Origin of the sequence: Nocardia sp. NPDC050413, assembly GCF_040655475.1 — a bacterium.
Classification (GTDB): domain Bacteria; phylum Actinomycetota; class Actinomycetes; order Mycobacteriales; family Mycobacteriaceae; genus Nocardia; species Nocardia coubleae.
Genome location: NZ_JBFAJZ010000001.1, coordinates 760,298 through 785,855, shown reverse-complemented (window position 1 = coordinate 785,855; position 25,558 = coordinate 760,298). Strand labels below are relative to the sequence as shown.

General features: G+C 68.5%; 26 protein-coding genes. 8 read left to right on the top strand and 18 right to left on the bottom strand.

The features are described from left to right. Positions 1 to 41: 41 nt before the first annotated feature. From AB0I19_RS03785 to AB0I19_RS03765, 5 genes are all read right to left on the bottom strand, one after another. The gene (locus AB0I19_RS03785) at positions 42 to 458 is read right to left on the bottom strand and encodes an STAS domain-containing protein (protein ID WP_357144020.1); all 417 of its coding nucleotides are present in this window, start codon (positions 456 to 458) and stop codon (positions 42 to 44) included. 136 nt (positions 459 to 594) lie between these two features. Then, entirely contained in the window at positions 595 to 1,431 is an 837-nt protein-coding gene (locus AB0I19_RS03780) for an RNA polymerase sigma factor SigF (protein ID WP_067489813.1), read from the bottom strand. A gap of 92 nt (positions 1,432 to 1,523) precedes the next feature. Continuing rightward, complete coding sequence (locus AB0I19_RS03775; RefSeq protein WP_357144017.1) at positions 1,524 to 1,961, bottom strand: anti-sigma factor; 438 nt, start codon at positions 1,959 to 1,961, stop codon at positions 1,524 to 1,526. A gap of 54 nt (positions 1,962 to 2,015) precedes the next feature. Further along, positions 2,016 to 2,714, bottom strand: a complete 699-nt coding sequence (locus AB0I19_RS03770; RefSeq protein WP_357144014.1) for a PAS and ANTAR domain-containing protein — start codon at positions 2,712 to 2,714, stop codon at positions 2,016 to 2,018. A gap of 74 nt (positions 2,715 to 2,788) precedes the next feature. Next, positions 2,789 to 3,043 carry a hypothetical protein gene (locus tag AB0I19_RS03765; protein ID WP_357144011.1) on the bottom strand — a complete coding sequence of 85 codons (255 nt, stop codon included), beginning with the start codon at positions 3,041 to 3,043 and terminating at the stop codon, positions 2,789 to 2,791. A 107-nt stretch (positions 3,044 to 3,150) separates the two neighbouring features. On the opposite strand from AB0I19_RS03765, the gene AB0I19_RS03760 reads away from it, so the two are divergent. Together AB0I19_RS03760 and AB0I19_RS03755 are read left to right on the top strand one after the other, a co-directional pair. Beyond that, positions 3,151 to 4,611, top strand: a complete 1,461-nt coding sequence (locus tag AB0I19_RS03760) for an ornithine decarboxylase (protein ID WP_357144008.1) — start codon at positions 3,151 to 3,153, stop codon at positions 4,609 to 4,611. Between the two features lie 25 nt (positions 4,612 to 4,636). Next, entirely contained in the window at positions 4,637 to 5,254 is a 618-nt protein-coding gene (locus AB0I19_RS03755; RefSeq protein WP_067489804.1) for an NAD(P)H-dependent oxidoreductase, read from the top strand. Positions 5,255 to 5,277: 23 nt separating this feature from the next. On the opposite strand, the gene AB0I19_RS03750 is transcribed toward AB0I19_RS03755, so the two are convergent. Both AB0I19_RS03750 and AB0I19_RS03745 read right to left on the bottom strand, forming a co-directional pair. Next, positions 5,278 to 6,117, bottom strand: a complete 840-nt coding sequence (locus AB0I19_RS03750; RefSeq protein WP_357144005.1) for an SDR family oxidoreductase — start codon at positions 6,115 to 6,117, stop codon at positions 5,278 to 5,280. Positions 6,118 to 6,186: 69 nt separating this feature from the next. Further along, entirely contained in the window at positions 6,187 to 6,489 is a 303-nt protein-coding gene (locus AB0I19_RS03745; RefSeq protein WP_067489798.1) for a hypothetical protein, read from the bottom strand. 157 nt (positions 6,490 to 6,646) lie between these two features. Here AB0I19_RS03745 and AB0I19_RS03740 point away from each other — a divergent pair, with 157 nt between their 5' ends. After that, complete coding sequence (locus AB0I19_RS03740; RefSeq protein ID WP_357144002.1) at positions 6,647 to 8,797, top strand: catalase; 2,151 nt, start codon at positions 6,647 to 6,649, stop codon at positions 8,795 to 8,797. Positions 8,798 to 8,840: 43 nt separating this feature from the next. On the opposite strand, the gene AB0I19_RS03735 is transcribed toward AB0I19_RS03740, so the two are convergent. Further along, positions 8,841 to 9,188 (bottom strand): DUF6766 family protein, encoded by a 348-nt coding sequence (locus AB0I19_RS03735; protein ID WP_067489791.1) that lies wholly within the window; start codon positions 9,186 to 9,188, stop codon positions 8,841 to 8,843. Between the two features lie 120 nt (positions 9,189 to 9,308). On the opposite strand from AB0I19_RS03735, the gene AB0I19_RS03730 reads away from it, so the two are divergent. After that, a complete protein-coding gene (locus tag AB0I19_RS03730) occupies positions 9,309 to 9,926 on the top strand; it encodes a LysE family translocator (protein WP_357143999.1) in 618 nt (205 codons plus the stop codon). Between the two features lie 9 nt (positions 9,927 to 9,935). Here the strand turns inward: AB0I19_RS03730 and AB0I19_RS03725 are convergent, their stop codons facing one another. The 4 genes from AB0I19_RS03725 to AB0I19_RS03710 are packed head-to-tail and all read right to left on the bottom strand — an operon-like array spanning position 9,936 to position 14,381. Continuing rightward, complete coding sequence (locus AB0I19_RS03725) at positions 9,936 to 10,469, bottom strand: DUF4334 domain-containing protein (RefSeq protein ID WP_357143996.1); 534 nt, start codon at positions 10,467 to 10,469, stop codon at positions 9,936 to 9,938. Between the two features lie 11 nt (positions 10,470 to 10,480). Beyond that, positions 10,481 to 12,145, bottom strand: coding sequence for a GMC family oxidoreductase (locus tag AB0I19_RS03720; protein WP_357143993.1), 1,665 nt, complete (start codon positions 12,143 to 12,145; stop codon positions 10,481 to 10,483). Continuing rightward, positions 12,142 to 13,590, bottom strand: a complete 1,449-nt coding sequence (locus AB0I19_RS03715; protein ID WP_357143990.1) for an NAD(P)/FAD-dependent oxidoreductase — start codon at positions 13,588 to 13,590, stop codon at positions 12,142 to 12,144. Before AB0I19_RS03715 ends, AB0I19_RS03720 begins: the two co-directional genes overlap by 4 nt. Next, positions 13,587 to 14,381 (bottom strand): alpha/beta fold hydrolase, encoded by a 795-nt coding sequence (locus tag AB0I19_RS03710; protein ID WP_357143987.1) that lies wholly within the window; start codon positions 14,379 to 14,381, stop codon positions 13,587 to 13,589. The genes AB0I19_RS03715 and AB0I19_RS03710 overlap by 4 nt, the downstream gene beginning before the upstream one ends. 152 nt (positions 14,382 to 14,533) lie before the next feature. Between AB0I19_RS03710 and AB0I19_RS03705 the strand changes: the two genes are divergently transcribed. Continuing rightward, a complete protein-coding gene (locus AB0I19_RS03705) occupies positions 14,534 to 15,199 on the top strand; it encodes a TetR/AcrR family transcriptional regulator (protein WP_067489773.1) in 666 nt (221 codons plus the stop codon). Here the strand turns inward: AB0I19_RS03705 and AB0I19_RS03700 are convergent. Genes AB0I19_RS03700 through AB0I19_RS03690 form a run of 3 tightly spaced genes read right to left on the bottom strand, consistent with a single transcriptional unit; the run spans position 15,188 to position 17,428 of the window. After that, a complete protein-coding gene (locus tag AB0I19_RS03700; RefSeq protein ID WP_181697180.1) occupies positions 15,188 to 15,841 on the bottom strand; it encodes a TetR/AcrR family transcriptional regulator in 654 nt (217 codons plus the stop codon). The two genes, AB0I19_RS03705 and AB0I19_RS03700, sit on opposite strands and share 12 nt — an antisense overlap. A 31-nt stretch (positions 15,842 to 15,872) precedes the next feature. Continuing rightward, entirely contained in the window at positions 15,873 to 16,961 is a 1,089-nt protein-coding gene (locus tag AB0I19_RS03695; protein WP_357143984.1) for an NAD(P)-dependent alcohol dehydrogenase, read from the bottom strand. After that, a complete protein-coding gene (locus tag AB0I19_RS03690; RefSeq protein ID WP_067489764.1) occupies positions 16,961 to 17,428 on the bottom strand; it encodes a DUF4334 domain-containing protein in 468 nt (155 codons plus the stop codon). Before AB0I19_RS03690 ends, AB0I19_RS03695 begins: the two co-directional genes overlap by 1 nt. Before the next feature lie 93 nt (positions 17,429 to 17,521). Here AB0I19_RS03690 and AB0I19_RS03685 point away from each other — a divergent pair, with 93 nt between their 5' ends. Further along, complete coding sequence (locus AB0I19_RS03685; protein ID WP_181697178.1) at positions 17,522 to 18,073, top strand: TetR family transcriptional regulator; 552 nt, start codon at positions 17,522 to 17,524, stop codon at positions 18,071 to 18,073. On the opposite strand, the gene AB0I19_RS03680 is transcribed toward AB0I19_RS03685, so the two are convergent. Beyond that, positions 18,070 to 18,711 carry a TetR family transcriptional regulator gene (locus AB0I19_RS03680; RefSeq protein WP_357143981.1) on the bottom strand — a complete coding sequence of 214 codons (642 nt, stop codon included), beginning with the start codon at positions 18,709 to 18,711 and terminating at the stop codon, positions 18,070 to 18,072. The genes AB0I19_RS03685 and AB0I19_RS03680 overlap by 4 nt on opposite strands. Before the next feature lie 118 nt (positions 18,712 to 18,829). Here AB0I19_RS03680 and AB0I19_RS03675 point away from each other — a divergent pair, with 118 nt between their 5' ends. Continuing rightward, positions 18,830 to 19,804, top strand: coding sequence for an oxygenase MpaB family protein (locus AB0I19_RS03675; protein WP_357143978.1), 975 nt, complete (start codon positions 18,830 to 18,832; stop codon positions 19,802 to 19,804). Here AB0I19_RS03675 and car read toward each other — a convergent pair. Then, the gene (gene car / locus AB0I19_RS03670; RefSeq protein ID WP_357143976.1) at positions 19,765 to 23,187 is read right to left on the bottom strand and encodes a carboxylic acid reductase; all 3,423 of its coding nucleotides are present in this window, start codon (positions 23,185 to 23,187) and stop codon (positions 19,765 to 19,767) included. The two genes, AB0I19_RS03675 and car, sit on opposite strands and share 40 nt — an antisense overlap. Continuing rightward, entirely contained in the window at positions 23,184 to 24,716 is a 1,533-nt protein-coding gene (locus AB0I19_RS03665) for a carboxylesterase/lipase family protein (protein WP_357143973.1), read from the bottom strand. Before AB0I19_RS03665 ends, car begins: the two co-directional genes overlap by 4 nt. 86 nt (positions 24,717 to 24,802) lie before the next feature. Between AB0I19_RS03665 and AB0I19_RS03660 the strand changes: the two genes are divergently transcribed. Next, complete coding sequence (locus tag AB0I19_RS03660) at positions 24,803 to 25,552, top strand: uracil-DNA glycosylase (RefSeq protein WP_357143970.1); 750 nt, start codon at positions 24,803 to 24,805, stop codon at positions 25,550 to 25,552. Positions 25,553 to 25,558 lie beyond the last annotated feature (6 nt).

Below are 25,558 nucleotides of genomic sequence, written 5' to 3'. Positions count from 1 at the left end.
GGGTGGGTCGATCCCACTGCGCCTACCCGCCGGTCGGCCGGTCAAACATCTACAGGGTGTTCGGAGGCGTCGTCGACGCAGCTGTAGTGACGGAACAGGGGGCGCACGCCCGCCAGCTCCAGGGCGCGTTCCACCTCGAGGCTGCCGATGAGCAGCCGCAGCTCGACCCCGTGCTGCCAGGCGCTGGCTTTGGCGGGTCCGAGCAACGCGGCCAGCCGGATACTGAGGAAATCGGTGCCACGCAGGTCGAGCACGACCACCTGGGCTCCGGAACGTACCGCCCGGTCGAGCAGGGCGCAGAATTGCGGCTGCCTTGCCGCGTCCAGTTCACTTCCCGCCCGCAACACCCAGCAGCCTTGTCTGCCGGGATCGACGCGGAGCAGGGCTTCGTCGTGCGCCGCGGAGCCGCGGTACCAACGCAACCTGCTCGAGCGTCGCGGGTCCGTGACGACAGACATAGAACCTCCTGGACGACAGGGGATTCCGGATTTTCATGCCACCACGCAACCGACGTTCCGGATGTGGATAGCACGAATACCGGGGTCGGCTGGAAGTCTCAACCTAAGGCAATTCTGGCACGCGCGGCCGCTGCTGTCACGGCACGGCAGTCGGCTCCGTGAGTGCCTGCTCGCGCAGCGAGGTCAAGGTGCGCGACAGGATGCGCGAGACCTGCATCTGGGAGACACCGAGGTGTTCGGCGATCTGGTTCTGGGTCTTGCACTCGAAGAACCGCATGATCAGCACGTCGCGCTCTTCTTCGGGCAGGGCCGCGATCAGCGGGCGCACCGCCATCGCGTCCTCGGTGAGCTCGTAGCAGTGTTCCTCGGCGCCGAGGGTCTCGGTGATCGGCTGCGAGGAGTTGTCGCGGTCGTCCTGGGTGACTCCGTCGATGGAGTTGGTCTGGTAGCCGTTGCCCGCGACCAGCGCGCGGGTGACCTCGACGAGGTCGACCTCGAGTTCGTCGGCGAGTTCGCGGGCGTTGGGCACGCGGCCGAGTCGCTGCGAGAGTTCTTCGGTGGCCGGACCGATCCGCAGCTGGATCTCCTTGAGCCTGCGCGGGACGCGCACAGCCCAGGTGTGGTCGCGGAAATGCCTGCGAACCTCGCCCATGATGGTGGGGATCGCGAAGGAGAGGAACGAGGAGCCGCGGCTGACGTCATAGCGGTCGACGGCGAGCACGAGCCCTACGCGGGCGGTCTGCTCGAGGTCGTCGAAGAGTTCACCGCGCCCGGCGAATTTGCGGGCGATGTGGTCGGCAAGGGGAAGGCACAGCCTGATCACCTCTTCGCGGAGGGGTTCACGCTGGGGGTCGTTCGGGGAAAGTGCCTGCAGCTTCTCGAACCACGGTTCGATGTTGTCGTAGCTGTCACCTTTTGAGTGGGAGCGTCGGACAGTCGAGTCGTTGGCTGTTGTCGCTTGAGCAGTCGTCATCACATGTGCCTCCGATTCCGTGGGGTCGGATGCTTCTGGATTACCCGATCTGTATGCGAAATAAGCCTACGCTTTCGATCCCGGTGTCCGCATCACCCCCCGTTCGGCCCGTGCGAACGGCGGATCCACCCGAATTCGACGGTGGTCGGATAGCCGTTGCGGCCCGCGTCGAACGGGCCGTATTCGGTGCGCAGCGCGTCGGTGAGGGTGGCGACGACATGCCAGCCGAAGGCGTCCTCGTCGATCGCTTCGTCGCTGCGCGCGACGGTCGAGACCCGTGCGCCGAGTGCCCCGCCGCCACCGGTGAACGCGCAATCGATCAGGGCCTCCGGTGCGGCGGCGAGGACGAGGGCGGTCACCACCTCGTCGAGCGCCAGCAGCAGATCAGTGACCTCGTCGAGCGCGAAACCGCCTACCAGCAGGACTGTTTCGGCCAACGCGTGGACCATGGTGAGCTGCTCGAGCTCCGCCGGTACCTGAAACCCGACCGTTGTCGACCGGGGCGCGGTCTCGCGATCCTCCGCTCGCATGCCGCCTCCCTGTGTTGCCTGTCGTGGTCGCAGGTTACCCGACCGTGACGTCGTCTAGTCCGCGCCCTTCTCGTGCTGTTCGGCCCGTTCGTGGACGGTGAGCAGCAGATGATCGAAGCGGGTGCGCAGAACGCCGGACACATCGGTGAGCGAACCGAGTTCGGCGACCAGGCGCCCGGCCAGCGCACGGAGCTTGGTGTTGGTTTCCTGTGAGCGCCAGGTGAGTACGTCGAATGCCTGCTCGGCGCTGATTCCGTAGACGAGCATCACCGCGCCCTTGGCCTGTTCGATCACGGCGCGGGCCGCGTAGAGGCTCGGTAGTTCGTCGTCGAGGGTTTCCTTGCGGCGCCGCTCGAGGGTGTCGGTGACATCGATGTAGTAGCCGGTGGTGCCGATGACGGTGCCGTTGTCGTCGACCATCTGATCGGCCACGACGATCACGTCGTGTACGACGCCGGTGGTGTCGATGATGCGGTGGGTACTGCAGAAGGGTTCGCCCTCGGTGACCGACTTCTCGATCATGGTGGCGACGTGGGCGCGGTCGTCGGGGTGCTTGTGCGACAACAACAGTGCGGTCGTGGGGTGGACGGTGCCCGGCTCGTATCCGTGGATGCGGGCGACCTCGTCGGACCATTCCCAGCGCTGGTCGGCGAACCAGAACTTGAATCCGCCCGCGTCCTGTGCCCTGCCCTCGCCGAGCACGCGCCGCAGTGACTGCGCGCCGCCGGTCGAAAGACCCTCACTGTTCTTCATTCCTGAAGTATCTCGCGGCCGGGACACGTGCACGCGCTCGGCGCCGGATCGTGTTCGCGCCCCCGGCGCGGCGCTCAACACGGCGCCGCCGCGCCCGGTTCGGGCAGTGGCTCGCCCGGTGTGGGAATCGGGGGAAACGGGTCGGGAACATCCGGGGGTGGTGGTTGTCCCGGTCCCGGTCCGGGTGGTGGGTCGCCGGGCAGCGGATGACCGGGTTCCGGTGGCGGTGGTGGCCGTCCGGGATCCGGCGGGGGCGCCGGATCGGGGGTGGGCGGAATCGGGTCTCGCGGTTCGGGAATGGGTGGGCTGGTCGACATCGGGGTGGTCATCGCAGCCTCCTCACGGGGTCGGAAACGCGGGTCGTCGGGCGGATACCCCCCGCCGGGGCAGCTACACACCGTCGTTTCGGGTGCGACCGATCGGCTATTACCTGGGCATGGACCACAGCACAGCCCCGCTCGTCGCCGCGGTCGCCGACTACCGCAACAAGCACCGGTACGGGTTCACCCCGCCCGGGCATCGGCAGGGTCGAGGGGTGGACGACCGGGTTCTCGCGGCGCTCGGTGCCGATGCCTTCGCCGCCGATCTGCTGGCCAACGGCGGGCTCGACGACCGGCTCGCACGCAACGGCTACCTCACCGAGGCCGAGGACCTGATGGCCGACGCCGTCGGCGCCGAGACGGCGTTCTTCTCCACCTGCGGCAGCTCGCTGTCGGTCAAGGCCGCGATGATGGCGGTGGCAGGCGGAAAGGACGGCGGCCTGCTGGTGGCGCGCGACAGCCACAAGTCGATCGTGGCCGGCCTGATCTTCTCCGGCGTCCAGCCGCATTGGATCAGCCCGCGCTGGGATGCCGAACGCCACTTCTCCCATCCGCCGTCACCGGAGCAGGTGGAACAGGCGTGGCAGGAGCATCCGGACGCGGCGGGCGCGGTGATCGTGTGCCCGAGCCCGTACGGCACCTGTGCGGACCTGCGTGGCATCACCGAGGTGTGCCATGCGCGCGGCAAACCGGTCATCGTCGACGAGGCGTGGGGTGCGCACCTGCCGTTCCATCCCGAATTGCCCACGTGGGCAATGGATGTGGGGGCCGATGTGTGCGTGGTGAGCGTGCACAAGATGGGCATGGGTTTCGAGCAGGGTTCGGTGTTCCACCTGCAGGGCGATCTCGTGGATCCGGGCCGGTTGCGCCGTTGCGCGGATCTGCTGATGACCACCAGCCCGAACGTGCTGATCTACGCTGCGCTCGACGGATGGCGAAGGCAGATGGTCGAATTCGGGCACGACCTGCTGGGGCAGGCACTCGATCTGGCCAAACGGACCCGCGCCGAGATCGACCGGATCAGCGGCCTGACGGTGATGCACGACGAGTTGCTCGGCGTGGAGGCCTCTCATGATCTCGATCTGCTGCAGGTGCTCGTCGATGTCTCCGAGACCGGCGCCACCGGCTACGAGGCGGCGGACTGGTTGCGCGAGCATCACCATCTCGATGTGGGCCTCAGCGATCACCGCCGGATTCTGGCGACGATGTCGACGGCCGACGACGACACCTCCGCGGAGGCCCTCATCGACGCGCTCGCGCTGTGGCGCCGGGCCGGTCTGGACCCCGCACCGCACCACATCACGCTGCCGTCCCCGCAGGATCTGCAGCTCGACACGGTGATGCTGCCGCGGGACGCCTTCTTCGCCCCCACCGAGATGGTGCCCATCGACAAGGCGCCGGGCCGGATCGCCGCCGAACAGCTCACGCCGTACCCGCCGGGCATTCCCGCGATCGTGCCGGGTGAACGGATCGGTGACACGGTCGTGGAGTACCTGCGTTCCGGTGTCGAGGCGGGGATGAATGTGCCCGATGCCAGCGATCCGCAGTTGCACAACATCCGGGTTGTCCAGTCCTGATCGTCGAGCGAGAGGAAGTGTTGTCGTGGCCGCCGAACAGTTGCGCGCAGTGGCGCTGGTCTGCACGTTGAAGCCGTCGCCCGCCGAATCCAGCAGTCAGCTCATGGCCGACCAGGTGCTGGCCGAGCTGGCCGCCAACGATGTGGCCGGGTCGACGGTGCGTATCGCCGATTTCGAGGTGCGGCCGGGGGTGAGTGCCGACGAGGGCGAGGGCGACGAGTGGCCGCAGATCCGGCGCCGCATCATCGACGCCGATATCGTCCTGCTCGCGACGCCCACCTGGTTGGGTCATCTGTCGTCGGTGGCGCAGCGCGCGCTGGAACGGCTGGATGCCGAACTGTCCGATACCGACGACGCGGGCAGGCCCGTCATGCTTGGCAAGGTCGGGATCGCGGCCGTTGTCGGGAACGAGGACGGTGCGCACAAGATCGTGGCCGACACCTTCCAAGCTCTCGACGACATCGGATTCACCATTCCGGCCCAGGGCTGCACCTACTGGAACGGGGAGGCGATGGGCGGCACCGACTTCAAGGATCTGCCCGACACCCCCGAGGCGGTGCGCAAGACCACGGCCGCGATGGCGCGTAATGCCGCGCATCTGGCCCGGTTGTTGCGGGCGAACCAGTACCCGGCCTACCAGTGAGCCACCGATAGGCCGGGTCGGGATCAGAGGATCGGGCGTCCGCCGGTGACGGCGATGCGGGCACCGGAGATGTAGCTGCCGTCGTCGGCGGCGAGCAGCACATAGGCCGGGGCCAGCTCCGCGGGCTGACCGGCCCGGCCGAGCGGGGTGTCGTCACCGAACTTGCTCACCTTCTCCGTCGGGAAGGTCGACGGGATCAGCGGTGTCCAGATCGGGCCCGGAGCCACGCTGTTGACCCGGATCCCCTTCTCCCCCAGCATCTGCGCCAGGCTGGCCGAGAAATTGGCGATGGCGGCCTTGGTGGCGGCATACGGTGCCAGCGTCGGGGAGGGCATGTCGGAGTTCACCGACGAGCTACCGATGATCGACGAACCGGGCCGCATATGCGGCAGCGCCGCCTTCACCAGGTGGAAGTAGGCACCCACATTGAGGGCGAACGTGTAGGCGAATTCCTCGTCGCTGATCTCGGTGATGTCGTCGTGCGACATCTGGAAGGCGGCATTGCTCACCAGCACGTCGACTCGACCGAATTCCTCGACGGCCTTGTCGATCACCGCACGGCAATGCGCGGCCTCGGAAAGGTCACCGGCCATCAGCACGGCACGGCGGCCGGCCCGGGTCACCAGGTCGGCTACTTCTTTCGCGTCGTCGTGTTCGTCGAGATAGGAAATGAGGACATCGGCGCCTTCACGGGCGTACGCGATGGCGACCGCGCGTCCGATTCCGCTGTCGGCACCGGTGACGACAGCGGCTTTGCCCGTCAATTTGCCCGATCCCTGGTAACTGTTCTCCCCGCAATCGGGCACGGGGTCCATTTTCGATTGGATGCCGGGAACCTGCTGTTGCTGCTCGGGAAATCCCATGATCGAAGTCCTCCTCGCCGGGAACGGGGTCTCCGATCGGACTACCTCCCCTCAGCAGCGGCAAACAGGTCAGTGCCCGCACGGGTCGCGCAATCGCAACCCTTCGCGGGCTTTGATCCGGCGGTGTTCGGCGAGCACGATACCCACGCCGCCGAGCAGACACACAACGCACAGAATTCCGGCGATCACCGCCCACCCTTCGAATCCGTATCCGGCCGCGGTGAGGGTAAGTGCCAGCAACACGACGCCGACGCCGATCAAGATCAGCCCGGGCCAGTTCCAAGCGTCTTCGATGGATTCGCCGACATGCGAGCGGGTAGTGCGTTCGGTGTCGGGAAATTTGTGATGATGAGGGAGAGCGGCATCGTTCATGGCCGGGCCGTCCTTTCGATGGGATCCGCTGGTCTGCGCGTACCCCTGATCCGACAGCCCAATCGTGTGGTTTGCCGACTCCTCGAGGCGGTATCCGCCAGTAGGTGTTTTTTCCCGATGCGAGCACGTCGATCCAGGACAGAAGGGTTGCGCACAGATGACAGAGCAGCAGCACATTCCCCCGGAGTTCACGCGCCCGCCGGTGCCGCCGGACGAAGACGGCGGGCAGTGCGAGCCGCCCGGTCCGAAACCGGACCAACAGGGCCCGGAGCTGCGCAGTCCCACCGGCGCACCCGTTCCGGGCGAGGCGAATATCCGGGCCCAGCAGGGTGATGCGCTCACCACTCCGCAAGGGCTGCGCCAAGCCGATACCGATCACCAACTCAAGGCCGGACCCCGAGGGCCGGTGCTGCTGCAGGATTTCCACCTGCGCGAGAAGATCACCCATTTCGACCACGAACGCATTCCGGAGCGGGCCGTGCACGCGCGTGGTGTCGGTGCGCACGGTGTCTTCGAGTCCAACGGTGCCGCCGCCTCACTGACCCGCGCCAAATTCCTCGCCGCCGGCGCTCGCACACCGGTATTCGTGCGATTCTCCACGGTGCTCGGTTCGCGTGGTTCGGCCGACACCGTGCGCGATACGCGCGGTTTCGCGACGAAGTTCTACACCGAGGAAGGCGTGTACGACCTCGTCGGCAACAACATTCCGGTGTTCTTCATCCAGGAGGCGATCAAGTTTCCCGATGTGGTGCACGCGGCCAAACCGCATCCGGACCGGGAGATCCCGCAGGCACAATCCGCGCACGACACATTCTGGGATTTCGTCTCCCTGCACACCGAGGCCACCGCGCACACCTTCTGGAATATGTCCGACCGCGCGCTGCCCCGGTCGCTGCGGATGATGGAGGGATTCGGCGTCCACACCTTCCGGTTGGTCGCCGCCGACGGTGCCACGAGCCTGGTGAAGTTCCATTGGAAGCCGCGCCTGGGCGTGCATTCGATGCTGTGGGAGGAAACGCAGCTCACCGCCGGATTCGACCCCGATTTCCATCGCCGGGATCTGGCGGACGCGATCGAGGCGGGCTATTTCCCGGAGTGGGATCTGGGTGTCCAGGTCTTTCCCGACACCCCGGAGCAGGTGTTCGAAGACATCGATCTGCTCGATCCGACCAAGCTCGTACCGGAGGAATTGGTTCCGGTGCAGGTGATCGGCACCTTGCGGCTGACGGCGAATCCGGTGAATTTCTTCGCCGAGACCGAACAGGTGGCGTTCTGCCCGAGTCATCTGGTGCCCGGTATCGAGGTGACCGACGACCCGCTGTTGCAGGGCCGGTTGTTCTCGTACCTCGACACCCAGCTCAGCCGGCTCGGCGGACCGAATTTCGCGCAGCTGCCGATCAATACGCCCCACACCGCGGTCAACGACATGTTCCGCGACGGCATGCACCAAACGGCGGTCCACACGGGCCTGGCACCCTACAAACCGAATTCGCTCGACGGCGGGTGCCCGTACGCGGCCAGTTTCGCCGGTGAGGCCTATGTGGAATCGCCGACTCCGATTCCGCCGCCGCAGGCGAAGCTGCGCACCTCGGCGAACACCGACAAGGCGCAGGTGTCGTTCGCCGATCACTTCTCCCAGCCGCGCATGTTCTATCGCAGCCTCACCCATGGTGAGCAGCACCGCTTGGCCGATGCCTTCTCGTTCGAACTGGGCAAGTGCACGTCGGTGACGATTCGCGAGCGTGCGGTGCAGATGCTGGTGAATGTCGACGAACAGCTGGCCGGGTATGTGGCGAATCAGCTCGGTGTCGATGTGCCCGCGCCGACGGCGAACACCGTCGAACTGGCGCCGAGCCCGGCGCTGTCGCAGAAACGCGGTGCGTTCCCGGTCGACGGACGGACCGTGGCGGTGCTGGTGGACGAGACCAGTTCCGGTGGGGCCGTGCAGCAGGTGTGCGCCGATCTGGAACAGGCCAAGGTGCGGCCGTTGCTGGTCGCCGCGCACGGTGGTGAAGTGGAGGGCCGCAAGGTCGACCGCACGTTCGCCACGATGCGCTCGATCGAGTTCGACGCGTTGATCGCCTTGGGCGCGCCGATCGATCCGAGGGTGGATGTGCTGGTCAACGAGATGTGGCGACACGGGAAGGCGATCGCGGCGGTCGGTGCGGCGGCGAGTCTGCTGCAGCGCAACGGTGTCGATGCCGACGCGCCGGGTGTCACCGTGGCCGAGGCGCCGCAGACCGTGACAAAGGTGGTCACCGACCTGGCTGAGCACCGGGCCTGGGATCGGATCGAACCGCGCGGATGAGCCTGTCGCGCCCGGTCCGCACCGCGGGCCGGGCGCGCCGGTGTCAGTCTCCGGGCACCTCGGTCTGCCGGTCGGGCGGGACCAGGTAGGCGCGCAGATCGTCGATCTTGGATTCGATGCGTTCGGCGTTCTCGGCGTCGACCCGGAATATCCAGTGCTTGGCTCCGAGCAGCAGCACGGCTTGGAAGACCAATTGGAACCATTCGCTCTGCCAGTTCTCGAAGGTGCTCGCCAGGAACTCCGGCCAATACCCCGACCACTGGAATGGTTGGCCCTGCTGTTGCTGAGTGTTGCGGTACTCGATGAGCTGGAACACGAACTGCGCGCCCCACGAGCCGATGAACAGCAACATCAGCAGGTAGACAGCTCCCCAGCGACGAAAATGTGCCATGAACGGCAGATACCCGGCAAACCGGTAGCGACACAACCGGGACGTCCGCCCTCCCGGGGCGGGGTAACCGATGCACGGCGATCTGCGCCGTCGCGGACGGGGCGCTGTTAGGTTCGGATGATGGTGCCGATCCCCCATGTGATCGCCTTCGCCGGTGCAGCGTTGCTCATCATCGTGATCCCCGGCCCGAATGTGCTGTTCGCGATCGGTCGCGCGCTGACGCTGGGGCGCAGGCAGGCACTGCTGTCGGTCCTCGGCTCGGTCGCCGGTTCCGTCATCCCCCTGGCCGTGGTCGCTCTCGGACTCGGCGCTGTGCTGATGACCTCGACGATCCTGTTCACGGCGGTCAAGGTGATCGGCGCGCTCTATCTGATCTATCTGGGCGTCACGGCGATTCGTGACCGCAAGAAGCTGGTGCTCACCGCGAGCGCCGACGGCGGTGGCCGGTCGATGCGGCAGGGTTTCATCGTCGGCGCGACCAACCCGAAGACGGCGGTGTTCTTCGGCGCGGTCCTGCCGCAGTTCACCGCCACCCACGCCGGACCGCTGCCGGTGCAGATGCTGATTCTCGGCGCGATCTTCCTTCTCATCCAGCTGACCTGCGACGGTGTGTGGGCCGTCGTCGCGGCGACCGCGCGGGGGTGGTTCGCGCGGTCACCGCGCCGGCTCGAGGCTGTGGGCGGTGTCGGTGGGGCGATGGTCGTCGGTGTCGGGGCGGGTGTCGCGTTCGCACGCTGACCTGCGCGGTCAGTCGCGGGTGAGGATGAAGAAGTACGGGTCGGGGAGGCGACGGTAGTCCATGATGCCCAGAACCGTGGTGGGGTCGACGCGGCGGAAGGTGTCGATGATGGGCAGATGGTCGTAGATCATCGCGGTGGTGACGGTCCCCCGATGGTTGATTTCCCGCAGGCGGGCACGGTGCCGGGCGGTGCGCAGCGTGGGTGCCAGCAGGTCGAGGCGTCGGCGGGTGTGCTCGACGAGGGCGGTGGGGATCTTGTCGACCAGTCCCAGGGGGATGCGTTTCGGGTCGACCGGGAAGATGTCGCCCTTGGGGGTGGCGAACAGCAGCGGGTGAACGTTGTCGGGGCCGTCGAATTGTTTGCCGTACCAACCGGAGGCCGCGAGCAGGCCGTCGAGCCGGTGGCCGGTGGCCAGCTCGCGGCCGTGCCAACGGCCGGTGAGGTCGGTGGGCGCGACGGGTGGGAGGCTGTCGAACAGGGCGAGCGCGTCGTCACGGGGGCAGGCGGGTTCGAGGGCGGCCAGACGGTCGGCGGCGGACATGCGGGTTCCTCTCAGACGGGCAGGCGCAGGGCGCCGGGGGCGTCCGCGGGGACGGCCGGGCGGCGTGGCGCGACGGGAGTGATGCGCCGGTAGGCGGCCCCGAGTTCGGGGCGTGGGTCGGGCTCACCCTTGTTGGGCCAGAACGCCATGGCGCGTTCGGCCTGGGCGGTGATGGTCAGCGACGGGTTCACGCCGAGGTTGGCGGTGATGGCGCTGCCGTCGGCGATGTGCAGCCCCGGATACCCGTACACACGCTGGTAGGGGTCGATGACACCGGTGTCGCGGGAATCGCCGATGGTGCAACCGCCGATGTAGTGCGCGGTGGCGGGGATGTTGAAGATGTCGGTGGCGATATTGCCCGTGATGGCGTCGGATTTGCCGGCGTAACGGCGGGCGATGTCGTGGGCGAGTGGGATCCACTCCGGATTGGGTTCTCCCGCACCCTGTTTGGTGACCAGCCGTCGCCCCTTCAGGTACGAGGTGAGCGAATTGTCCAGCGACTGCATCACCAGCAGGATCACCGATCGCTCCGACGCGCCGCGCGCGTTCTGCGAGCGCAGGAACTGCACCGGATGCAGCAGCATGGTCAGCAGCAGTCGCAGGAACCGGAACGCCCCGCCGTCGACCATCGGCACCGTCTGCACGAACAGCGCGTTCTGCCCCTTGCCGTAGGTGCAGACCTCCACGTGGGTCTGTGGTTCGGGGTGGATCGAGGACGTGATGGCCACACCCTGGGCGAAGTCGCGGCGGGTCTTGCTGGTGACGCCGATGATCGCCTCGGAATTGCTGCGCGTCAATTCGCCGACGCGCGAAGACAATTCGGGCAGGGTGCCGTTGCGGCGCAGGGTGTGCAGCAGCTTCTGGGTGCCGAGCGCGGCGGCCGCGAACACCACCTGTTCGGCGGTGAAGGTGCGGCGGTCCTTGCGCAGCAGACCGTTGGAACGCACGGTCTCCACCCGGTATCCGCCGACCCCGTCGGGGGCCACCGAGGTGACCGTCGTCAGCGGATGCACCTGCGCGCCCTGGCTTTCGGCCAGGTGCAGGTAGTTCAAAGTGGTGGTGTTCTTGGCGTTGTGCTTGCAGCCGGTGAAGCATTCCGAGCAGTGGATGCAGCCCGCGCGGCGCGGTCCGGCGCCACCGAAGTAGGGGTCCTCCACCTCCACCCCTTCGGCGCCTTCGTTGAAGAACACGCCCACGTGGGTGCGGTGGAAGGTGTCGGCCACACCGAGATCGGTGGCCACCTGCAGCAGCACGTCGTCCTTGGGGCCCAGCTTCGGGTTCTCGACCACGCCGAGCATCCGTTTGGCCTGGTCGTAGTAGGGGGCGAGTTCGGATTTCCAGTCGGTGATGTGTGCCCAGGCGCGGTCGCGGTAGAACTCGGGCAGCGGTTCGTAGAGGGTGTTGCCGTAGATGAGCGAACCGCCGCCCACACCGGAACCGCTGAACACCAGGCACTTGCCGAGTGCGCTGATGCGCTGCGGTCCGGTCAGCCCGAGACGCGGTGCCCAGATAGCTTTGGGCACATTCCAGTTCGTCTTGGGGTAGTCCTCGGCGTTCCAGCGGCGACCGGATTCGAGCACACCCACGCGGTAGCCCTTCTCGGTCAGGCGCAGGGCGGTCACGCTGCCGCCGAATCCGGAGCCGACGACGATCACGTCGTAGTCGTAGCTGGTCATGGAGCCATCACCTCGTAGTCGGCGGGATCGAACCGCGCCTGTTTGCGGTATTGGACTCCCAGCAGGGGCCAGTTGGTGGTGATGCGGCCGTCGGCCTGGCGGTACCAGGACGAACACCGGCTCCACACACTGTCTGCCAGGAGTTCCTGAATGCGGGCGTCGTAGGCCTTCTCCACCTCGGGACGCACGGCGAGGGGGCGACCGGTCGCCGCGAGATGGGCGACGTAGCGGCCCAGATATTTGGCCTGTGCTTCGAGGAAGTAGATGATCGAGCCGCCACCGGTGTTGGTGTTGGGCCCGTACATGATGAACAGATTCGGGAACCGGGGCACGGTGACGCCGTAGTAGGCGCGTGCCCCCGCCTGCCATTCCTGGCCGAGCGTGCGACCGCCCGCCCCGGTGATCGTCATGGGTGCGAGGAACTCGGTGGTCTTGAAACCGGTCCCCCAGATGATGACGTCCACCGCATGCTCACGGCCGTCGACGGTGCGTACACCGGTGGGCGTGATCTCGCTGATCGTCTCGGTGCACAGTTCCACGTTCGGCTCGGTGAGCGCGGGAAGGTAGTTGTCGGAGAACAGGATTCGTTTACAGCCGACGTCGTAGTCGGGCCATACCTTCTCGAACAGTCCCGGCACCGCCTTCGTCTGGCGGCGCATGTGCCACTTCGACCAGGCCCGGACGGCACGGGCCAGGGGCCGGGCGTAGACCCAGGCCACGCTGAGCCCTTCGACGACGCCGTACCAGGTGCCGCGTTCGGCCAGCTCCGTGGCGGGCACCTTCTCGAACATCCGGTGGTGCAGGCGCCCGAATTCACGGTCCGGTCGCGGGATGATGTAGGGCGCGGTGCGCTGGAAGACCGTCAGATTGCCCACGCGTGGCTGGATCTCGGGGACGAATTGGATCGCACTGGCACCGGTACCGATCACCGCTACGCGTTTGCCGGTGAGGTCCACGTCGTGGTTCCACTGCGCGGAGTGGAAACTGCTGCCCGCGAAGGTTTCGCGTCCCGGGATGTCGGGCAGGGCCGGGCGCGAGAGCTGCCCGACGGCGGAGACCACGACGTCGACGACCACGGTCTCACCGCCGGCGAGTGACATCGTCCACTTGCCGGTCGCGTCGTCGTAGGCGGCGCCGAGCACCTCGGTGCCCAGGCGCAGGTGGCGGCGCACATCGTAGGTGTCCACGATCCCGCGGATGTAGTCGAGGATCGCTGGTTGCCGCGAGAACCGGTGCGGCCAGCGCGGATTGGGTGCGAAGGAGAACGAGTAGAACGGCGACGGCACGTCACAGGCGGCACCGGGATAGGTGTTGTCGCGCCAGACCCCACCCACCTCGTCGGCCTTCTCGAACACGACGATGTCGTCGAAGCCCCGCTTCTTCAGTTCGATGACGGCGGCCAAGCCGCCGAAACCGCTGCCGATGACCGCGATGGACGGTGTCATGCGTTCCTCTCGAGGATCAGACGCGCGCAGTCGCGCGGCGCGTCGCTGAACGGCAGGTGCCCGCAGCCGGGCAGGTCGATGTGCCGGGCGAACGGCAGCACGGCGCGGGCGCGGGCGCTCTGGGTGCGGTGCACGAGGACGACGTCGCGGGTACCCCAGGCGATCGTCACCGGGATGTCGGTGAGCGCGCCGAAGTCCTGGTCCGGTGTCAGCACGTAGTCGTCGAAGTCGTCGCGGGCGGCGGTGAACGCGCTCGCCCCGGCGATTCCGGCCAGGTCGAGGCGCGCGGCGGCTGGGGTGACCTGGGCCGGGCGGCCGAACATGGCCGAGAGCAGCAGCACCCGTCCCGCCCGGTGGTCCATCGATCGAGCCAGGACCGGGCCCGCCGCCCGCGCGGCGCCGCGCATGCCGGTGAGCAGCGTCTTGGTCCATCGCAGTCCGGCTCGGTCGTAGAAACCGATCGGGGAGAACGCGGTGACCGCCGAGGCGATACCGGTGCGACCCAGTTCCAGCGCGATCCCGCCGCCCATCGAACTGCCCACCAGGTGGGGGCGCTCGATCTCGTTGTCGGACAACCACTGCGCGAGCCAGGTCGCGTACCCGCGCGGTCCGGGTTCCACGCCGGGCACGAGCGGGGACTCGCCGAAGCCGGGCAGGTCCAGTGCGATCACCTCGTGTTCGGCGGCCAGCGCGTCGATGATCGGGGCGAATACCTGCCATCGGCTGCCGAGACCGTGGACCAGCACGATCGGTGCGCCGGTTCCGCGGCGGTGGTGGGAGATCTGCGTCATCGCAGCCCTTCGTGCAGGAAACAGTTACTGCGTACGGTTTCTTGATTTCACCAGCCCGGGACTCCGCCGTCAATAGCGAGTTACGGCCGGGTGTGTCGGAGACCGGGCTCACAGTATCGCGCAACTATTCGGCAGGGCGTACGATTTCTTGCGTGACCGAGCAACGCCCCCGCCGCACCCAGGCGCAGCGCCGCGCCTCGACCCGGGCCCGCATCCTGGCCTGCACCGCCGAGTGCCTGCTCGAAAGCGGCTACGCGGCAACGACGGTGAGCGCCGTGCAGGAACGCGCCGGATTGGCGCGCGGCACCGTGCAGCACCACTTCCCCACCCGCGCCGAACTGCTCGTCGCCGCCACCACCCAGGTGGTCGACCAGCGGCTCGAGCAGTTCCGCCGCGAGGCCGAACTGCTCCCGCCGGGCCGCGACCGGTTGCAGTCGGTGGTCGACCTGGCCTGGCGCGACCTGAACAGCCCGGCCTTCTTCACCGCCCTCGACCTGTGGGTGGCCGCGCGCACCGACGCCGAACTGCGCGACCGGCTCGTGCACGAGGAGCAGCGGGTGTTCACCGAGATGCGCAGGCTCTACCTGGAGGTGCTCGGCGAGCCCTATGCGGCCGACCCGCGCGCGGAGCTGCTGGTGGAGTTCACCATCGACCTGCTCACCGGCCTGTCGATGACGGCCATGCTCACCGGCACCCTCGGCGAACGCGAGGCCGTGGTCCGTCGCTGGAAACGCGCACTCGCGGTGCTGGTCGGTCAACTGCCCAGCGACGAACTGCTCGACGGCAGCCCGTTGCCGCTCACCGCGTCAGCGGGCTGAGCCCTTGGTGTCGCGGTTGACGACACCCACCGACGACAGCCCGTGCCAGCACAGCGTCACGGTCATCTCGACGGCCTCGTGCTTGGGGATCGGGCGGCCCGCGTCGAGCCAGTGCCGTGCGGTGGAGTGGCTGGCGCCCACGAGGCTGAACGCGCAGGCGAAGGCGCGCACGTCGTCCATGCCCGCGGCGCGCAGCTCGGCGCTGACCAGGACCGCGCAGGTGTTCATGGCATCGCGCACCCGCCACTGCACGCACGGTTCGCTCGGCACCGGTGATTCGAAGACCAGCGTGTGCCCGCCCGCGTCCTCGTCGACGAAATCGAAGTAGGCGCCGACCGCGCGGCGCACCTTCTGTTCGCCCTTGGTTCCCGCCAGCGCGTTGCGCACACCCTCGACCATGCGGTCGAGGTAGCGCTGCAGGACCGCCAGGTAGAGGTCGAGTTTGCTCGCGTAATGGGTGTAGAGGACCGGTTTGCTCATGCCCGCGCGGCTGCCGATGTCCTCCATGCTCGTGCCGTGGTAACCGTAGGCGACGAACACGTCACGGGCGGCGTCGAGCACCACCTGGCGCCGTTGGGCACGGGCGGCGTCCACACTCGCTGCGGGTTCGGTCGCGAGGTCTTCGCTGTGGAGAATCGTCATGCGTTGTCCTCGGTCTCGCGGGTCGGGCCGTTCACCATGTCAGCACCGGCTTGATGACCTTACCGGTGCGCTGATCGTGCACAGCGGCGGCAATGTCGGAAGCGGCGTAGCGGCTGACGAGTCGATCGACCGGGAAGCGGCCCTGCGCGTGCAGGTCCAGCAGGTGGGGAATGAAGGTGGCGGCAACGCTGTCGCCCTCGAGGCAGCCGCGAATCGTCTTGCCCTGCAAGACGATATCGCCGACATCGATGGGCGGGGCACCACGGCCGAGACCGACGGCGACCACGGTGGCGCCGATACCGAGGGCGGCGACCGCGTCGCCGAGCACGGCCGGTATTCCCGTGGTGTCCACGGCGTGGGTCGCGCCGCCGCCGGTGAGCTCACGCACCCGTGCCGCCGTCGCCTCCCCGGCCGGGTCCACGGCGGCGCGAGCACCGAGCTCGAGCGCGAGTTCCCCGCGCGAGGAGGATGTTTCGACGACGACCACCTCGACGTCGGGCACCGTGCGTGCGGCGAGCAGGGCGGCCATGCCGACCGCGCCCGCGCCGTAGACGACGAGGCGGGCGCCGGGTTCGGGGCGAAGCACGTTGAGGACCGCGCCGGCTCCGGTCTGGAACCCACATCCGAACGGTGCGGCCAGGGCCGGGTCGATCGCCGGGTCGACGACCACGGTGTTGTCCTCGCTGCTCAGCGCGTAGCCGGCCAGACTGGACTGCCCGAAGAATCCGGACAGCACCGGTGCACCGTCGACCAGTACCCGAGGGGTGTCGTCGGCGCGGCGGCCGAAGTTGTTCAGCGTGGTCGCGTGCAGGCAGTAGGCGGGTCGGCCCGCGCCGCAGTTGGCGCAGTCGCCGCAGTGGCGGAAGGTGAGTACGACGTGGTCTCCCGCCCGGACGGTGCGCACTCCCGGCCCGACGGCCTCGACCACCCCGGCACCTTCGTGCCCGAGCAGGATCGGCCGGTCCGCCGCACCGGCGCGGCGGGTGGCCAGGTCGGTGTGGCAGATGCCGGTGGCGGCCATCCGGACCAGGATCTCCCCGGCGCGCGGCTCGTCGATCTCGACCGTCTCGACGGAGAAGTCCGCTGCCGGATCGCGTGACAGCACGGCCGTGGTGCGCATCAGCTGTCCCGTTCCAGCAGGAAGTAGAAGTACTGCCCGCCCGCGAGGACCAGTTCGGGGCGGCCGTTCATGATGCCCATCAGGGTGTTGTCGTCGAGCCATTTGAAGTGGTCGAACACTGGGCGACCGTCGTAGACCATCGTGGCGGTGACCTCACCGCGGAACTCGATGTTCCACAGCGTCGCCTCGCCCTGTCCCATCTCGACATTGGAGAACAGGGTGCCGTCCTCGGCGCGGCAGATCAGCGGTTTGGCATCGTCGAGGGCCAGGAAGGTCTTGCCGTACCAGCGGCTGGCGGGCAGAGCTTTGCACAGCCGGTGACCGGTCTGGAAGGCGTCGCCGCGCCACTGCCCGAGGATGTCCTCGGCGCGCGCCGGGCGCAGCCGCGTCCAGATCTCGTCGAGTTCGGCGGTGGACACACCCTCGTTCTGTGCCCGGAGTTGTTGCCAGCGTGGCTGTTCGGCCATGGGTGTCCTCGTCTCGCCGTTACCCGAACCAGGTGGTTCGGGATTGACCATAGTTCCGAACCAGATGGTTCGGCAAGGGGTAACATCCAGCGCATGCGAGCGGCAGGTGAGGCAACCAGGGAGCGAATTCTCGCCGCGGCCAAGGCGGAATTCGCCGAGTTCGGCATCGCGGGCGCGCGGATCAACCGGATCGCCGAGGCCGCGCATGCCAGCAAGGACCGCCTCTACGCCTACTTCCCCGGCAAGAAGGAGCTCTACGCCGCCGTCACCGAACGCTGGGCCAGCGAAGCCTCCGCCCGCACGGCCATGCGCGCGGAGGATCTGCCCGGGTACGTCGGACGCCTCTTCGATCATTTCCTCGCCAACCCGGACGATGCCCGCTTGCAGGCCTGGGCCGATCTGGAACCGGCCGAGGAAGAGGTGGCGCGCGCGTTGCGTGAGATGGTGGCGAGCAAGCTGGCCGAGTTGCGGCGCGGGCAGCGCGAGGGGCTGGTGACCCCCGATATCCCGGCGGCGTTGCTGCTGCGCATGCTCACCGATCTGGCCCGCACCACCGCCGTCCATGCCGCTCAGGCCGGTGGTGAGCATGTGGCGACCCAGCGCGCGGCGACCGTGCTCGCGGCCGCGCGCATGGTGGCCCCCTAGGCGCCGGGGACGGTTTCGACCTGCAGCAATTGCCGGGCGATCAGGTCGGTGAGGTGTGCTCGGGTGGTGTCGAATTCCCCGCGCATCCAGGCCGCGACGAGTTCGAGCGTGCCGCTGACCACCGTGTAGGCGGCCATGTCGGTGTCCAGCGGCGTCGACATCGGTGACGGGTGCAGTTCGCGGCTGACCGCCGCCATGGCGCGGGCGATGGCGTGCTGGGTGGCGAGCCGGGCCCGCTGGAGGGCTTCGGTGCTGTGGGCGTTGAGCAGCAGCGCGTGGCGGCGTGGGTCGTCGAGCAGGAAGCCGAGCGCGGCATCGGCGGCGGCATGGACCTGGCTGTGGATGTCGGGTTCGGCCGCGTGGGTGGCCGCGACGACGGCGGCGATGCCCTGGGCGGTGAGCTCTTCGACGAGGGTTGTGAGCACGGCGTCGCGATCGGCGAACTGTTCGTAGAAGTAGCGGTCGTTGAGCTTGGCCCGAGCGCAGACCGCGCGTTTGGTGACGGCGGCGGCACCGTCGGCGGCGAGCAGGTCTAGGGCGGCGTCGAGCAGGGCCGCGCGGCGGCGTGCGCGGCGTTCGTCGGCCGCCACTCCCCCGTAGGCGCGGGGGGATGTCGCGGTGTCCTCGCTCTTGACCATGACCCCATTGTGGTGCACGCTGACACCACACGAGTTTCTGGTGTCGTGTGGCACCAGAATGCGGAGGGGTGCCGACCTGGCCCATGCGGTCGCGGCGCCGGAACAAAGGAGTTCACCGATGACCTGTCCCGTGTCTCATCAGCCCGCCGCTACCGACGGTGTGCCGCACGATGTTTCGGCTGCCGTCGAGAGATTCGAGCGGGTCGGCGGTTCGATGCTGTTCGGGCTGTTCGCCGTCGGGCTGTTCGATCAGCCGATGCTGCCGCCGGTGTCGGCGGCGCTCGAGGCGACGGGGCGGTCCAGGTATCAGCCGTGGGCGCGCGCGGTGCGCACCGCCGCCGCCGACCAGCTCATCTACCACGGCACCGAGGCCGACGCGGCCTCCGAGGCCGAGCGCCTGATGCTGTTGCACCGTGCGGTCAAGGGCGTCGGCCCCGACGGGCAACGCTATTCGGCGCTCGAGCCGCAGGCCTGGAACTGGATTCTGTACTCGACGTTCTTCGTTCAGCGCGGCGCCTACATCGCGTTGACCGGCACCGAGCCGACGGCAGCGCAGAACCAGGCCGTCTGGGATCACTACCGGCGCAAGACAACCGGACTGCACCTGCGCGGCCGCAACGCACCGATCGAGGACTACCGCGAACTGGTCGCCCACTACGAACGGATGGCCGCCGAGGAACTGCGGGTGACCCCGGCCCTCGAGGCGGCCACCGCGTCGGTGCGCCGGGCACCCCGGCCGGACTTCCTGCCCGCGCTCACCGGTCCCCTGTGGCGGGTGGGTTCGCCGGTGCTGAGCCATGTGGTGATGCTGCTCGGGTGCGGCATCATGCACCCGCAGGTGCGGGCCCGCATGCCGATCACCTGGACAGCCCGCCACGACACCGAGTTCCGGATGCTCACCGCGCTGCTGCGGACCGCGTTCGACCGGCTGCCCGCCACCGTCACCGATTCACCGATGGCTCGCAACCGCCGCCGCTACGAACGGTTGGTCGGCAAGTACCGCCGGGTCGGGCTCACCTCGTTCGCCCCCGACCCGGCGTTGCGGCCCGTCGGCTACGCCGAGACCGAATCGGTGTCGAGCAGTCCGAGCTGAGCCAGGTCGCGCACGTACTTGCCGATCAGGTCGCGGCCCAGCTGTGGGATGTCCGGGGCGCCACCGATATCGGCGGCCCGCACGGCGGCGCGGAAGCCGTCGGCGGGCAGCGCCGAGCCGGGCAGCGGGCGGGCCGGATGCCGGTAGGCGTGCAGCAACGGCAGCAGGGTGTGTTTGCGTTGCGGTTCGGGTAGGGCGCTCAGGGCGGTGGTGAAGCGGTCGAACCATTCGTCGTAGTCGTCGAGGCGGTCGATGTGGTGACCGGCCTCGATCAGCCAGTCGACGAAGTCGTCGAGGCAGATGCCGTCGTCGTGGGGGTTCACGACATCGTAGGTGCGGTATCCGGTGGTCGGGGCCAGTGCGGTGATCGCGGCGGCGACGAAGTCGGCGGGCAGCCCGTCGTAGTGCGCACGACGGCGCCTGCCCTCGGAGTCGGTGCGGTAGAACGACTTCGGTGCCAGGCCGGTGACGAGCACACTGAGCAGCAACCGGGTGAAGACGTCGGGCACGTTGAGCTGGCCATGGTAGCAGCGGTGGGCCAGGATCATGTCCGAGCGGAACACCGCGACAGCCAGCCCGAACCGGTCGGCGGCTTCGCGCAGCAGCACCTCACCGGCCCATTTGCTGTTGCCGTAGCCGTTGGCGTAGCCGGTGTCGAGGCGGCGCACGGGGCTCATGGTCCGCACGTCACCGTCTTCGGTGAAGTCGGTGATCTGGGCGGCGACGGCCACCGTCGACAGGTAGCTGACCGGCTTGCGGGTGGTGGTCGCGGCCAACCGGATGATCTCGGCGGTGCCGACCACGTTGGGTCCGAACAGCTGGTGGTAGGGCAGCATATGGTTGACCAGCGCTGCCGAGTGCACGATCAGGTCCACGTCGCGGGCCAGGTGCTGCCATACCTGTTGGGGCAGACCGAGTTCCGGTGCACCGATGTCACCGGGCAGTACCTCGAGGGCGCGGTCGGCGAGCGCCCGGAAGTGTTCGGTGAGGGTGGGGTCGCTGTCGTAGGCTGCGTCGAGGCGGGCGCGGGCCGACTCGGCGTCGGCGCCGCGCACCACACAGATCACGGTGCCACCGAGCGGGGCGACGCGTTCGAGCAGTTCCAGCAGCAGGAATCGGCCGAGGTAGCCGTTGGCGCCGGTGAGCAGCACGGTCCGCGCGGGAGTCGCGGCCCTCGGCAGATCGGGGGCGGCGGTGATGGTGCCGGTGTCGAGGAATTTGTCCAGGGTGAGGTCTGCTGCCCGGATCTCGGTGGCGCCGCGACCGTGGATCGTCTCGGCGTCGAGGGTCGCGGGGCCTGCGGTGATGTAGCCGGTGAGGCCGGCCAGCGTGCTGTCGGGGCCGAGCAGGACGTTGACGGGGACCTCGACGTCGAGGAGTTCGCGCAGCAGTGTCGAATACGACAGCGCCGCAAGCGAATCACCGCCCAGGTCGGAGAATCGGGTGTCGGCGCGCAGGGCGGCGGGATCGCAGCCGAGTATCGCGCCCGCGGCCCGGGCGACGACCTCGGACACGGCGAGACCGGGGGCGTCGGCACGTAGCCGGCGCAGTTCGTCGTCCTGGCGTCCGGCCAGCTCGTCGTAGAGCTGTTCCAGGCGCTGCCCGTAGCGCTCTTTCAGCTTGGGGCGCAACAGTTTTCCCACTCCGGAGAGCAGCCCGTTGTCGACGGTGAACGGTTCGGTTTCGACGAGGAAGGCGCGGGGGATCTCGTACGGTTCCAGTTGTGCCCGCACCGCGGCCCGGTGCAGCGCGTCGCTGATCGCGGCATGGGCCTGTTCGGCGGGCAGCGGGCGGGCCGGGACGACGACGGCGAGCAGGAACGCGCGATCACTGCTGCCGTAGACATAGATCTGATGGATCGGATCCTCGCCGGCGAACACCGCTTCCAGACGCGAGACCGTCACGAACTCACCCTGCGACAGCTTGATGACGTTGTTGCGCCGGTCGACATAGGTCAGCCGGTCGGGTGCGAGTTCGGCGACGATGTCGCCGGTGCGGCAGAAACCGTCGGCGTCGAACACCTCGGCGGTGACCTCGGGACGCCGGTAGTAACCGGCGATCATGGTGGTGGTCTTGAGCAGCAGTTCCCCACGCGGATACGGCTTGTCGGTGCCGAAGTAGCCCAGTTCGGGGACGTCGACGAGCTTGTAGTCCAGCACCGGCGGGCGCATGACCCGGGTGTCGAAGATGACGCCACCACCGGTCTCGGTCGACCCGTAGCCGTCGTGCAGACGCAGCTCGAGCACCGATTCGACGAACGCGCGCAGTTCCGGTGCGATGGGGGCGCTGCCACACGACACCGTCAGCAGGCGACCACCCAGGAGTTGTTCGCGCAGTGACGTTTTCACCTGGTCGTCGGTGAGTTCGGGGTGGTGTTCGCGGGTGCGGCGGTAGTGCTGCTGGATCATCTCGCACACGCGCGGGACGAGGAAGATCTCGGTGGGCCGCACCAGGGCGATGTCGTCGAACAGTGTCGACGTGTCCGGTGCGGCGGTGAAGTAGGCGGTGCCGCCCCGGGCGAGGGCGGCGTTGAGGGTGAGCCTGGCCGCGATGTGGCTCATCGGCAGGAAGTTCAGGTTGATGACCGCGTACGGGCGCACCGGCTGCCACCCCGCGGCGACGAGGCGGCGGGTGTACATCGCGCCCTTGGGTGTTCCGGTGCTGCCGGAGGTGTAGATCAGCAGCGCCAGCGCGTCGTCGTCGGGTTCCACGCGGGGGGCGGGCTCCGCGGTCAGTCCCTGTTCGACAGTGTCGGGGAGAGTGCGTATTCCGGGGAAGTCGTGGCGCGCTTCGTCGAGTAGCTCGCGATGGCGGTGGTCGTCGGCGAAGAAGTCGAACACCACGAGTGTCGTGGTACCCGGGGAAACCACCTCGACAGCTGTCCCGAGATACGCGATGTCGACCGCGAGGACCTTCGGTGTGGTCTCGTCGAGAATCGAACGCAGCTGGGTCGAGCTCGCCCCCGACTGCAGTGGCACGGCCACCGCTCCGAGGTGGATCACGGCCAGGTCGAGCACCGTGTAGTCGACCCCGGTGAATCCGAGCATCGCCACGAAGTCCCCGGCGCGCACCCCGTCGGCGTACCAGGCCGCCGCCACCGCTCGCGCCCGGTCCCACAGTGTGCGATAGGTGATCGTCTCGAAGTCGGGGACGATCCGCCGCACTGCTCCCCCGGCGTCGGGCACGAGTTCGGTGCGCCGGAACCCGAGCGCGGGCCGGTCGGCGTACCCGGTCATCGCCGCCTCGACGATCTCACCGAGCGGCAATCCGGGTGTGGTGACGGTGGCGTGCACCTCGTCCGAGGGCCGCGCGGCCCTGACCTGTGGGTCCTCGGTGAGCAGTGCGGTGAGGCGCCGCGCACCGGTGTCCTGGTCGAGGCTCATCCGGCGTTCTCCGTCCTGGTCTGCCCGTCGGTCGGCCCGGCGATGCGCACGCCTTGCCACGCACGGCGGATGGCCGGGTCGGGATCGATGAGGACGCGGGTCGGGTGGTCGAAGATCTGGGTGGCGCGGTGGTCGGCGGTGTAGGCGGGCCACGCGGGCAGGGGGCTGCCGGTCCGGGCGAAACTGAGCCAGTTGTCCTGCATGGCGCGCTGGACGGCGAGGAACGCCCGGTACCCGCCCGCCGCGGTCATCATGCGCCCGACCGGGGTGTTCACCCAGCCGAAGACGGGGATCAGGTCGAGGGCGTGGGTGGCACCGAAACCGGCCAATCGCAGTGCGCGCGGGGCGAAGTCGAAACGGTAGGCGTAGGTGGGCGCGTGGGGACTGTGTCCTTCGAGGACCTCGAGGGTGGGGCGCAGGAACATGAAGTCCCCGCCGATGCGCACGGCGGTCGTCGGGCTCGGGTAGCCGGGGTAGCAGGCGGCGACACGTTCGAGGGCACCGGCTTCGCAGCGGGCGAAGGTCGTGGTGAGCTGGTCCTCGGTGTGCGGTACCGCTTTCACGAAACGCTGGAACAGGGTCGCCTCGTCGCGGTTGGTGCCGACGATCAGCGGCACCCGGTGGGCGCGGCCCGCGACGATCGCGTCCAGCGGCGCCTCGGGCAGGAACTCGCCGTCGGCGACGGGGGCGTAGGCGAAGCTGCCGGGTTCCTCGCGCATGGCCCGGCCGAGAGCGCGGTCGGTGGCCCGGCACAGCGCGTTCGCCGAGGTGGTGGTGAGGGCGGCGACGGCGTCGGCCGGGTCGGCACCCAGTCGCTCGAGGCAGCGGCGGGCGAAACGGTGCGCGTCTTCGCGGGTCATCGTCCAGTCGGCGGGGGCGCTCTGGGCGATGGCGCGGTGGAACAGGCCGCGCGCGGCGGGGGTGGCCATCAGGCTCACCACGGCGTGTGCGCCCGCCGATTCGCCGAAGATCGTCACATTGGCGGGGTCGCCACCGAAGGCGGCGATATTGCGCTGTACCCATTCCAGCGCGGCCACCTGGTCGCGGAGTCCGAGGTTGGCGTCGAAAGGGCGCTCCGGCGTGGAGAATTCGCTGAAGTCGACATAGCCGAGACCGCCGAGCCGGTAGTTCACCGACACCACGATCACGTCGCCACGGACCGCGAGGCGGGCGCCGGAGTACATGCTCGAGGTGCCGATGACATATCCGCCGCCGTGGATGAACACCATCACCGGACGCGGTGTGTCCGACGATGCCGCCGGGGCGGTGACGTTCAAGGTGAGGCAGTCCTCGCCCACCGGTTGCCAGGTGCGCGGGCCGATTCGGGCACCGCTGGGGTGCTGGGTCGCCGCGAAACGGAAGCGGTCGGCCGCGCGCACGCCGGTCCAGGGACGCACCGGCTGGGGTGCGCGCAGGCGCAGGTCGCCGACAGGAGAGGCCGCGTACGGTAGGGCGCGCCAGCGCACGACACTGCGGCCCGCTCGACCGCGCACGACTCCGTCGGCGGTCACGATCTCGATGGGCATCATCCCTTCACAGTACGTGGTACCGCCGGTACCGCGTGGGTGGTTCGGTACGACGGGTTACCGGATTTCCCACGCCCTAGGATGGGACGATGGCCGCCGAACCGAGCGACCCGGAGCAGGCGCCGCTCGCGGCGGGCAATGCGGGCACCCTCGCCGAACTCGATGCGCTGGTGTCCTCGTGCCGTGCTTGTCCCCGCCTGGTCGCCTGGCGCGAGCAGGTGGCGCGGGAGAAACGGGCCGCGTTCCGCGACGAGGACTACTGGGGCAGGCCGGTGCCCGGTTTCGGCCCCGCCGATGCCCGGATCCTGGTGGTCGGGTTGGCACCGGCCGCGCACGGCGGCAACCGCACCGGGCGCATGTTCACCGGCGACGAGAGCGGCAATGTCCTGTTCGCGGCCCTGCACGCGGTCGGCCTGTCGACCGGTTCGCATCCGGTCCGCGCCGACGACGGCATCGAACTGATCGACCTGCGCGTCACCGCTCCCGTGCACTGCGCACCGCCGCAGAACAAACCCACCCGCGACGAAACCCTGCGCTGCGCACCGTATCTGAGCCGGGAGATGGAACTGCTCGCCACCACCTTGAAGGCGATCGTCGTCCTCGGCGCCTTCGGCTGGCAGGCGCTGTTCACCGTCCTCGCCGAAGGCGGCTGGACCATTCCCCGCCCCCGCCCCCGTTTCGGCCACGGCGTCCAGGTGGTCCTCACCCACCCGGACGGGCGAACGGTGACAGTGCTCGGCTGCTACCACGTGAGCCAGCGCAACACCTTCACCGGCATGCTGACCCCCGCCATGGTGCGCGAGGTGCTGCGGCAAGCCAAGGCGATCGCCTGCTCCTGACCGGCC